The 10,143-nt window shown below is 63.7% G+C and carries 9 protein-coding genes; 1 reads left to right on the top strand and 8 read right to left on the bottom strand.

Annotation, left to right across the window (positions count from 1 at the left end; genetic code table 11):
- Positions 1-86: 86 nt before the first annotated feature.
- The 4 genes from ACFMBG_RS12185 to ACFMBG_RS12170 are packed head-to-tail and all read right to left on the bottom strand — an operon-like array spanning position 87 to position 3,978.
- Positions 87-1,124, bottom strand: a complete 1,038-nt coding sequence (locus ACFMBG_RS12185) for an extracellular solute-binding protein (protein WP_421054973.1) — start codon at positions 1,122-1,124, stop codon at positions 87-89.
- Between the two features lie 20 nt (positions 1,125-1,144).
- Positions 1,145-1,954, bottom strand: coding sequence for an ABC transporter permease (locus ACFMBG_RS12180; protein ID WP_421054972.1), 810 nt, complete (start codon positions 1,952-1,954; stop codon positions 1,145-1,147).
- A 3-nt stretch (positions 1,955-1,957) separates the two neighbouring features.
- Positions 1,958-2,887, bottom strand: coding sequence for an ABC transporter permease (locus tag ACFMBG_RS12175; protein ID WP_421054971.1), 930 nt, complete (start codon positions 2,885-2,887; stop codon positions 1,958-1,960).
- Complete coding sequence (locus tag ACFMBG_RS12170; RefSeq protein ID WP_421054970.1) at positions 2,887-3,978, bottom strand: ABC transporter ATP-binding protein; 1,092 nt, start codon at positions 3,976-3,978, stop codon at positions 2,887-2,889. Before ACFMBG_RS12170 ends, ACFMBG_RS12175 begins: the two co-directional genes overlap by 1 nt.
- Positions 3,979-4,239: 261 nt before the next feature.
- Between ACFMBG_RS12170 and ACFMBG_RS12165 the strand changes: the two genes are divergently transcribed.
- Positions 4,240-5,640: an aspartate ammonia-lyase gene (locus tag ACFMBG_RS12165; RefSeq protein ID WP_421054969.1), complete on the top strand. Its 1,401-nt coding sequence runs from the start codon at positions 4,240-4,242 to the stop codon at positions 5,638-5,640.
- A gap of 9 nt (positions 5,641-5,649) precedes the next feature.
- Here ACFMBG_RS12165 and argE read toward each other — a convergent pair whose 3' ends face one another.
- From argE to ACFMBG_RS12145, 4 genes are all read right to left on the bottom strand, one after another.
- Positions 5,650-6,801 (bottom strand): acetylornithine deacetylase, encoded by a 1,152-nt coding sequence (gene argE, locus ACFMBG_RS12160; RefSeq protein WP_421054968.1) that lies wholly within the window; start codon positions 6,799-6,801, stop codon positions 5,650-5,652.
- A complete protein-coding gene (locus ACFMBG_RS12155; RefSeq protein WP_421054967.1) occupies positions 6,794-7,000 on the bottom strand; it encodes a dodecin in 207 nt (68 codons plus the stop codon). Before ACFMBG_RS12155 ends, argE begins: the two co-directional genes overlap by 8 nt.
- Positions 7,001-7,011: 11 nt before the next feature.
- The gene (locus ACFMBG_RS12150; protein ID WP_421054966.1) at positions 7,012-9,081 is read right to left on the bottom strand and encodes an oxidoreductase; all 2,070 of its coding nucleotides are present in this window, start codon (positions 9,079-9,081) and stop codon (positions 7,012-7,014) included.
- Between the two features lie 92 nt (positions 9,082-9,173).
- The gene (locus ACFMBG_RS12145) at positions 9,174-10,118 is read right to left on the bottom strand and encodes a LysR family transcriptional regulator (RefSeq protein ID WP_421054965.1); all 945 of its coding nucleotides are present in this window, start codon (positions 10,116-10,118) and stop codon (positions 9,174-9,176) included.
- Positions 10,119-10,143 lie beyond the last annotated feature (25 nt).

The following is a 10,143-nucleotide window of genomic DNA, read 5'->3' as shown; positions in this document are numbered from 1 at the left end:
CCCCCCCCCCCCCCCCCCCCCCCCCCCCCCCCCCCCCCCCCCCCCCCCCCCCCCCCCCCCCCCCCCCCCCCCCCCCCCTTCCGCGGTCACTTCTTGAGATTGGTCCAAATCTGGTCGTAAACCGCCTGGGTCTGCTGATCGCAGACCTCGATGAACACGCCCTCGCCCGCCTCTGCAGGCGGATTGCGCTCCGGCAAGGCGGCCAGGTCCGCGTCCAGATAGGCCTCGGCCCCAGCCACGCCTGCGTTGTACTGGGCATAGTTGGTGACTGCGGCGATATTCTCGGGCTGCAGCAGGAAATCCATGAATTTCAGCGCGTTCTCCCGGTTCGGCGCGTCTTTCAGCAGCACCACATTGTCCATCCAGACCACATAACCCTCCTTGGGGAAGGCGTATTCCACATTGGCCCCTTCGGCGCGCGCCTTGGCGGCAAAACCATCATAGATCATGCCCGCGGCGGCATCGCCGGAGACCAGCACCTCCTTGGCAGTGTCGGAGTTGAACGAGGCCCAATGCTGCTTGGCCCCCTGCAGCATCGCATTCAGCGCCTTCAGCTGCTCGCGGTCGGTGGCGCACTGCGGGATGCCCAGATGCAGCGACCCGAGCGCCATCATCTCGCCCTGGCTGTCCAGCACGTTGATCTTGCCCGACAGCTCTGCCGGCGGCTCGAACAGGATGCCGGTGGTCAGGATATCGCCGCCATAGGCATCACGGTTCACCGCAAAGGCGGTCGAGCCCCACTGGTAGGGAATGGAATGCGCCCGGCCCGGATCGAAGCCGGGATCGGCCCATTCCGGCGCGATGTTGCCCTTGTTGGCCAGCTCACCGTCGCCGATGGTGTCCAAGAGGCCCTCTCCGGCCATGATCTTGACCATGTAATCGCCCGGCACCGCCAGGTCATAGGTGCCCATGCCGCCCGCCTTCAGCGTCGCCAGCATGGATTCATTGGAGTCATAGGTGTCCATCGTCACTTTGATGCCGGTCTCCGCGGTGAACTTCTCCAAAAGCTCCTGCGGCATGTATTCGAACCAGTGGTACAGCACCAGCTTGCCCTCGGCGGCGGCGGCATTGGCAGCCAGGCTCAGCGCGAGCGCGGCGGCGCTGGATTTCAGCAGGGTTTTCATGAGGTTCCTCCCGTTTTGGATCATTTATTGCTGTCGGATTTGCTGACGAAGTAGCTGATGGTGACCATCACCACCGAGACGCTCAGCAGCATGGTCGAGATCGCCATGATGTTGGGTTTGATGCCCTGCTTGACCGAACCGAAGATCGCGGTGGGCAGGGTCTCGACGCCCGCGCCCTTGACGAAATTGGTGATGATGAAATCGTCCAGCGAGACGATAAAGGCCAAGAGAAAGCCGGAGATGATGCCCGGCGCCATCAGCGGCATCAGGATCTTGGTGAAGGCCTGCCGCCGGGTGGCGTAAAGGTCCATCGCCGCCTGCTCGAAGCTGTCCTCGATCCCCTGCATCCGGGCCGAGATCGGCAGATAGGCAAAGGGGATGCAGAAGGCGATATGGGCGACCAGGATGGTCAGGTAGCCGCGGGTGAAGCCGATGGCGTTGAAGAAGATCAGCGTGGCCACTGCGGTCACGATCTCCGGCACCATCAGCGGCAGCGAGATCAGGCCAAAGGACACTGTGCGCATCTTGAACTGGCCGCCGCGCACCATGGCGGTGGCTGCCAATGTGGCAATCATCGTGCTGGCGGTGGCCGCCATGATGGCGATCGTGAAGCTGTTGAAGGCCGCACTCTTGAACTTGGCGCTTTCCGGTCCGGTGAACACGTCCGCGTACCAGCGGAATGACAGACCTTCCCAGTTGGTGATCGAAGCGGAGGCGTTGAAGCTGTAGATGGTGACGATCACCAGGGGGGCGTACAGCACCACCAGGCACAACAGGGTGACCGAGCGGAAGCCTTTGTAGGCTTTGATATTTTCATTCACATGCGCCATGGCTCATTCCCCTGCCTTGTCTGCTTTGGCCTGCTGGCGGGCGGAGAACATCAGGATGATCAGCACCATGGTCAGCAGGATCATCGAAGCCGCTGCGCCAAAGGGCCAGTTGCCCGCGTTGCCCTTGAACTGCTCCTCGATCAGCGAGCCGATCATGAAGTTCTTGGCCCCGCCCAGCAGATCCGGCGCCAGGAAGGAGCCCATCGACGGCACAAACACCAGGATGCAGCCCGCCACCACGCCCGGTTTCACCGTCGGCAGCACGATGCGGCGCAGGGTGGTCCATTTGGTGGCATAAAGATCCGCAGCAGCTTCGCTGAGCGAGAAGTTGTAGCGCTCCACCGCGGCATAAATCGGCAGCACCATGAACGGCAGGTAGGAGTAGAACAGCCCCAGCTGCACCGCAAAGTTGGTGTTGACGATATGGATGGGGGAGTCGATCAGGCCGGTGCCGATCAGGAAGTCATTCAGCGGCCCCTGATCGCGCAGCAGGAATTTCATGCTGACGGTGCGGATCAGCAGATTCACCCAATAGGGGATGGTGATCAGGAACACCCAGACGGGCCGCACGTTTTCCGGCCGTGTGGCGATGAAATAGGCGGTGGGGAAGCCGATCAGAAGGCTGAGCAGCGTCGCCGCCCCGGCCTGCCAGATCGAACGCCAGAAGATGGTGATATAGGTCCACTCGAGCTTCGGCGGCTCATCCCCGAACAGCCCGCGGTCAAAGAAGAACTGATCGTAAGCCGCGAGTGAAGGTTCCCAGATCACCCCGCCGCGGAACTCCTTGGTCAGGAAGGAATAGATCAGCATCATGCAGACGGGACCCAGCACAAAGATGCCGAGCACCGCCCAGGACGGCAGCAGCAGCCAGCCGCGGGCGTCCTTGTATGTATCTGCGCGGGCCGAGCCGCCGCTTGCTGCGCCTGCTGCCATCAGTCCATCAGGAGGCGCCCGGCCCCCAGCTCCATGTTGACGAAAATCTCGCTGCCCGGCTCAAAGATCCGCTTGTTGCCGCGGTCGGAATTGGAGGTGCGCACGATGAACTGCGGCCCCTCGGCCAGATCCACCAGCGTGCTGATGTCGGTGCCGACAAAGATGTTCTCGGCGACCCGGCCCTTGAGGCTCTCGGCCTCCACCGGCACGTCGGACATGAACAGGCGTTCAGGCCGCACCGACATATGCACCTTGGCGCCTGCGCCGATGCCGTCCACCGAATTGCAGGTCAGCGCATGGCCGCCGCCCAGGTGGCAGACCGCGCGGCCATTCATCACTTGATCGACCGAGACCTCCAACAGGTTGGTCTCCCCGATGAAATCCGCCACGAACATGTTGCGCGGCTGTTCATAGATTTCGGTCGGGGTGCCCAGCTGCTGCATCTCCCCCGCCGACATCACCGCGATGCGGTCGGACATGGTCAGCGCTTCTTCCTGGTCGTGGGTGACGAAGATGAAGGTAATCCCGGTTTCCCGCTGCAGGTGCTTCAGCTCCAGCTGCATGGCTTTGCGCAGCTTCAGGTCCAGCGCCGACAGCGGCTCGTCCAGAAGCAGGACTTTAGGCTGTGGCGCCAGCGCACGCGCCAGCGCCACACGCTGCTGCTGGCCGCCTGAGAGCTGGGACGGCTTGCGGGCAGCGAATTGCGACAGCTGGACCAGCTCCAGCATCTCGCCCGCACGCTTGCGGGCGGCGGATTTGGACTTGCCGCGCATCTCCAGGCCAAAGGCCACGTTGTCCAGGATCGTCATATGCGGGAACAGCGCATAGTTCTGGAACACCGTGTTCACCGGCCGCTGGTGCGGCGGCAGGCTTTCGATCTCGTCGCCGAACAGCAGGATCTCGCCCTCGGTCACATCCTCGAAACCCGCGATCATCCTGAGCAGCGTGGTCTTGCCGCAGCCCGAGGGCCCCAGCAGGGTGAAAAACTCATTGTCCTTGATGGTCAGCGAAATGCGCTTGAGGGCGGTGAAATCCCCATAGCGTTTGACCGCATTGCGCACATCAATCGCATCTGTCTTATTGCCGGGCACTTGCGCCTCCCCGTCTGCAGCGTTTCGTTTGATCCAGCATAGGAAGGCCCGGGGGCTGCATTAAGAATTGACTCCCTCAGCAAATGTTAGTCTTTGCCTAATCTTTGATAACCACACAGAATCAATAGCTTACCTGGTCTCGGGGAAGCTCCGCGCCAGCTTTGCCTGCCCCTAAGCCTTGCCGCGGAAACCGCGTCTTTGGCCCGCGCGCCGCTGCTGCTAAGCTGGAGGCGGCAATCCCAACAGCAGAACGGTGAGACAATGCACGGCACCCGCGCGGAACGAGACACGATCGGGCAGGTGGACCTGCCCGCAGACAGCCTGCACGGCATCCAGACAGAGCGCGCGCGGCAGAACTTCCCGATCACCGGTGTGCCGCTATCGCATTTTCCGGCGCTGGTGCGGGCCCTGGCGATGGTGAAATCCGCCGCCGCACGCGCCAATGCGGAAACCGGCGGGCTGTCGCAGGACAAGGCCGCCGCGATCACCGCGGCCTGCGCGGAGATCATCGCCGGGCAGCACCATGAACATTTCAGCGTGGATATGATCCAGGGAGGGGCCGGCACCTCCACCAACATGAACGCCAATGAGGTGATCGCCAACCTGGCCCTGATGCAGATGGGGCACCGCCCCGGCGATTACGCGCATTTGCACCCCAATGACGACGTGAACCACGGCCAGTCCACCAATGATGTCTACCCCACCGCCATCCGGCTGGCGGTTCTGGCCAGCACCGCGCCGCTGTGCGAGGCGCTGCACAGGGTGCAGCAAGCCTTTGACGAACGCGGCCGGGCCTTCGACGGCATCGCCAAAGTGGGCCGCACCCAGCTGCAGGATGCGGTGCCGATGTCGCTGGGGATGGAATTCGCCTCCTTTGCGGTGACCGTGGGAGAGGATATCGACCGGCTGCGCGATGTCAGCCGGCTGCTGACCGAAGTGAACCTGGGCGGCACCGCCATCGGCACCTGCGTCAACGCGGAGCCCGGCTATGCGCCGCTGGCGCTGCGCTGCCTGTCGGAGCTGTCGGGGTTTGAGCTGACCCAGGCGAGCCACCTAATCGAGGCGTCCTCCGACCTCGGCGCCTTTGTCACCTATTCCGGTGTCTTGAAGCGGGTGGCGGTGAAGCTGTCGAAGATCTGCAACGATCTGCGGCTGTTGTCCTCCGGCCCGCGCGCGGGGATTGGCGAGATCACCCTGCCGGCGGTGCAGGCGGGGTCGTCGATCATGCCGGGCAAAGTCAACCCGGTGATCCCGGAGGTGGTCAATCAGGTCTGCTACCAGGTGATCGGCAATGACCTGACCATCACCATGGCCGCCGAGGCCGGGCAGTTGCAGCTGAACGCGATGGAGCCGGTGGTGGCCTATAACCTGCTGGAATCCATCCGCATTCTGAAGAATGCCATCGAAGTCCTGACAGAGAAATGCGTGAAGGGGATCACCGCCAACGAGGACCGTTGCGCCGCGCTCTTGGACAACAGCCTGGTGCTGGCCACGGCATTGGCCCCGCATCTTGGCTATGACGCTGCCGCAAAGATCGCCAAGGAAGCCCTGGCCAGCGGCCGCAGCATCCGCGAGGTGCTGGCGGAATCCGGGAAATTGTCAGCTGACAAAACCGAGCAAATTTTAACGGCTGCAGCCATGCTGAAGGGGCCGGAGCGTTAAGCTCCGGCCTCAGCCGGTCAGGTCTTCCAGGATCCGGTCCATCATCGCATCGCAGGCGGCCAGCTGGCTCAGCTCCAGATACTCGTCCGGCTTGTGCCCCTGCCCCGCCATCGAGCCGGGGCCGCAAACCACGGTGGGAATGCCGAGCTGGGCAAAGAACCCCGCCTCGGTGCCAAAAGCCACCTTGGTGGAGCGGTTGCTGCGGGCGAGTTTCCGGGCATAGGCCACGACGGGGCTGTCCGGCGGCACGTCGAGACCGGGGTAGGCGTTGAACTGCTCCACCCCGATGCGCGCCTCCGGCGCCGGGTAGCGGGCGCTGACCATTTCCGCTGCGGCGTTGATCCGGGCCAGAATGTCTTCGGCCCGGTCGGCGGCCAGATGGCGGTATTCAAACGTCAGCTCAGCCCGGTCCGGCACGATATTGAGCGCGGTGCCGCCAGACATTTTGCCCGCGTGCACAGTGGTATAGGGCACGTCATAGGCCGCATCCCGCGCGCCGTTGGCGGCGAAATCCGCCTGCAGCGCGCGCAGTTCCGTCAGGAAGTCCGCCGCCAGGTGCAATGCGTTGGTGAACTCCGGCGCAAGGGCCGAATGACCGCTCTGGCCGTGGCAGATGGCGCGCAGGGCAGCCTTGCCCTTGTGGCCGGTGGCCACCTGCATTTCCGTCGGCTCCCCCACGAAACAGGCGCGCGGGCTGCCGGTCAGCGGCGCCAGACGCTCCAGCATCTCTTGAATGCCAACGCAGCCGATTTCCTCGTCATATGACAGAGTGATTTTCAGCGGCTCTTTCAGGTCAGCATTTGCCGCCCGGCCGGCCAGTGCAAGAACACTGGCCACATAGCCCTTCATGTCGGTGGTGCCGCGGCCATAGACGCGCTCGCCTTCGCGGGTCAGGCGGAAGGGGTCGCGGGTCCAGGGCTGCCCGTCCACCGGCACCACATCTGTATGCGCCGACAACAGAACCCCCGGCCCCGCCGGGCCTTTTTCGGCATAAAGCCCCGTTTTCGAACCATCCGGCGACGGAATACGCGTCACCGCAAAGCCATGCCCGGCCAGGACGCCCTCCGCATAGGCGGCCAGATCCAGGTTGGAGTTGCGGCTGACCGTGTCAAATCCGGTCAGCCGCTCCAGGATCTCCAGCGTCCTGGCAAGGTCAGTCAAGCCGGAACCCGATCTTGAGGCCGACCTGGTAGTGGGCGACCTTGCCGTCCTCGACATGGCCGCGGATCTCGCCCACTTCGAACCAGCTGATGTGGTCGATGGTCTTGGCGGCCCGGGCAATCGCCCCGCTCACCGCATCCTCGACGCTGCTGGTGGAGCTGCCCACCACGTCGACCGTCTTGTAAATTGCGTCACTCATCACCTTTCTCCTCACTCTGCGGCCAGCTCGGTGATCTCGCGGCGGAACGGCAGCGCATCGCCGATGTCCGGCCCGTCCAGCTCCCGCGCATAGCGGTGGCCTGCGTAAGTAGCCCACGCAATCGGCCCCGGCGCGTTCGCATCACCTATCAGTTTGACCGATTTGATGCCTGCGTCCAGCCATTCCGCCTGGCGGGTGAGGAGGTTTTCATAAAGGGCATCGTTGCCGATGCGCGAGGCGACCATCACCACCGCGTCCGCCTCGATATTCCAGGTGCGGTCCGTATAGGTGCAGTTGCTGACCACGTGACCGGCGTGGATTTCGGTAATGCCCTGATTGAGCACGATTTCCACCCCGGCCTCGACCAGGCGCGGGTGGATGGCCACCTGCTCCAGCGTGTTGTTGGTCCAGTCGCTGACATAGGCCGACGGCGTGACCAGCGTCACCTGCGCGCCCTTGGAGGCCAAAAGCTCGGCCAGAACCCCGCCCATGTAATAGTGGTCGTCGTCATAAACCACCACGCGGCCTTCGGGGATGGTGCCGTCCATCAGGTCGTCGGGAGTATAGACCTTGGCGCCCTCGGCGATCGGCATCGGCACCACGTGCTGGCGGGAAACCCCGTCACGGCGCCAGGTGGAACCGGTGGCGATACAGACATTTTCGAAGCCGAATTCCAGGATGCTGTCCGCATCCAGAGGGCTTTCGCGGTAGATCTCCACGTTCGGGCGCTGGCTCAGCTGGTAGTCGCGGTAATCCACGACCCGGCCCCAGGCGTTCAGCCCCGGCAGCTGGCGCTCGCGGGTGACGCGTCCGCCGATCACGTCCTTGGCCTCGGCCACCGCCACGTCATAGCCGCGGCGGCAGAGCGCCCAGGCTGCCTCCAGACCGGCAGGGCCGGAGCCCACCACCAGCACGTTGGAGCTTGCGCCCTTGGTGTTCATCTTCTCCGGATGCCAGCCTTTGCGCCACTCCTCCATGAAGGTCGGGTTCTGGGTGCAGCGGCTGATCGACATGGTCATGTCGCCGGTGATGCAGATGTTGCAGCCGATGCATTCGCGGATGTCCTCGATGCGGCCTTCCTCGATCTTCTTGGGCAGGAAGGGATCGGCAATCGACGGCCGCGCGCAGCCGATGAAGTCCAGCGTGCCGGATTTCACCATCTTGGCCATCACGTCCGGGCTGGTGAAACGGCCAACACCAACTATGGGCTTGTCGGTCAGCTCATGAATGCCGCGCACCAGCTGTTCCTGCGCGGCTTCCTCCTTGAACCGCGACGGGCCGGAGCAATCCTCCCACGTGCCCTGCGCCAGGTCCCAGAGGTCCGGCAGGTCCTTGTTCATCTCGATATAGTCGCGCACCTCGGCGTTGGAGAAACCGAGTTCGCCGATGGTTTCGTCCAGCGACACCCGCAGGGTGATCGCCATGGTATCGCCCACCGCATCGCGCATGTCCGCGATGACTTCCTGGCTGAAGCGCGCCCGGTTCTCCAGGCTGCCGCCGTATTCATCCGACCGCTGGTTGGTGGCGCGGCTCAGGAAGTGCTGGAAGATGCCGAACCCATGCGCACCGTAGAGGCAGATCAGGTCGAACCCGGCTTCCTTGGACCGTTTCGCCGCATTCACGAACCAGCGGCGCAGGTCCTTGATGTCCTGCTTGTCGAGCGCGCGGGCCTGCACCGGGTCATTGGTAAAGGTGCGGATCGGCAGGGCGGAGGGCGCCAGCGGCACCTCCTTGGTATAGAGGTTCGGGCCGTTGATCCCGGAATAGGCCAGCTGGATCCCGGCCAGCGCACCGTGGGTCTTCATCTTCTCCGACATCCGGCGCAGCTGCGGGATATCCTTGTCCTCCCACAGGCGCAGTTCGATGAAGGGGGTGATTTCCGAAGTGTGATGCATCTCGCACTGTTCGGTGAAGATCACCCCCCAGCCGCCTTCGGCCTTGATGCCCCGCATCGCTGCCGCGGCAGAGGGGTCACGATAGCCGCCGCCGTTGCAGTGGGGCACCTGATAAAAGCGGTTTTTGGCGGTGAGCGGGCCAATCTTCATCGGCTCGAACAAAATATCATAGCGGGGATCGCGCAATTTCCATCTCCTTCGGTGCAAGAGCACTCAAAGGGTACAGGACCAGGCCAAAGGCGAAAGTTGCGCTTGCGGAAGCATTGATTAGCCGCCGCCTAAGCTCTGCTGCCGTCCCCGATGCGGATCCCCGGCACGGTGCCGTCAGTAATACGCTCCTGGCAGTAGCTGATGAAGGTCTTGACCGTCAGCACGTTCTCAGCGCCTTCGGCGGTCAGCAGCCCCATCCGCATCGGCCTGAGTTTGCCCTCGATCGGCACAAACTTCAGCTTGCGCCCGTCCGGCGCCATGTCCGTCACCGGGCGGATATTGGCGATGGAATAGCCGAACCCGTTCGCCACTAGCCCCCGCATCACCGCCATGTCGCGGGTGCGCTCGGCGATCTGCGGGGCAGCGCCGGCATCCTCAAAAAACGACAGGAAGTATTCGGCGCTCAGCGGCAGGTCCAGCAGCACCATCGGATGCTGGGCCAGCTCCTCCACCGTGACGCGCTCGCGGTCCGCCAGCGGGTGGTCCTCGCTCAGCAGCGCATAGGGCGGCAGCTCTGCCAGCGCGTTGAAGGTCAGATCTGCAGGGATGTTCAGATCATAGGTCAGTGCCACGTCGATCCGCGCCTGGCGGATCAGGTCGATCAGCCCGGCCTGGTCACGTTCCAGCTGGCTGATGGTCACCGCGGGATAGAGCGCCTCGAACTGGCGGCGCAGACCCGGCACGATCAGCTGGGCAAAGGTCAGCAGGCACCCCACCGACAATGGCCCCTGCACAAAGCCCGAGATATTGTCAGCCAGGCGGCTGAGCGCGCCGGCCTCATAGAGAACCGCGCGCGCCTGATCCATGAACTGATGCCCGGCCTGGGTCAGTGACAATCCTTGCGCATGCTTGCGCACGAACAGCTGCAGGCCGAATTCGTTTTCCAGCTGAGATACCGCCGCCGAAATCGACGGCGAGGACACGTTCACCTTCTCCGAGGCCAGGGCAATGGACCCGGCCTCGCCGACGGCGACGAAGTATTCCAGCTGGCGCAGGGTGAAACGCAAAGGCATGTCAGCAACTATGCCGGAGCGGGAC

It is taken from the genome of Leisingera coralii, from assembly GCF_049056525.1.
GTDB lineage: Bacteria > Pseudomonadota > Alphaproteobacteria > Rhodobacterales > Rhodobacteraceae > Leisingera > Leisingera coralii.
The sequence above is the reverse complement of the archived record's forward strand: the minus strand, read 5'-3'. Positions and strand labels throughout refer to the sequence as shown.

Coding starts and splice junctions, on each gene's coding strand:
- ACFMBG_RS12185 (WP_421054973.1), bottom strand. CDS start 1,124: ATGAAAACCCTGCTGAAATCCAGCGCCGCCGCGCTCGCGCTGAGCCTG.
- ACFMBG_RS12165 (WP_421054969.1), top strand. CDS start 4,240: ATGCACGGCACCCGCGCGGAACGAGACACGATCGGGCAGGTGGACCTG.
- ACFMBG_RS12155 (WP_421054967.1), bottom strand. CDS start 7,000: ATGAGTGACGCAATTTACAAGACGGTCGACGTGGTGGGCAGCTCCACC.
- ACFMBG_RS12145 (WP_421054965.1), bottom strand. CDS start 10,118: ATGCCTTTGCGTTTCACCCTGCGCCAGCTGGAATACTTCGTCGCCGTC.
- ACFMBG_RS12180 (WP_421054972.1), bottom strand. CDS start 1,954: ATGGCGCATGTGAATGAAAATATCAAAGCCTACAAAGGCTTCCGCTCG.
- ACFMBG_RS12175 (WP_421054971.1), bottom strand. CDS start 2,887: ATGGCAGCAGGCGCAGCAAGCGGCGGCTCGGCCCGCGCAGATACATAC.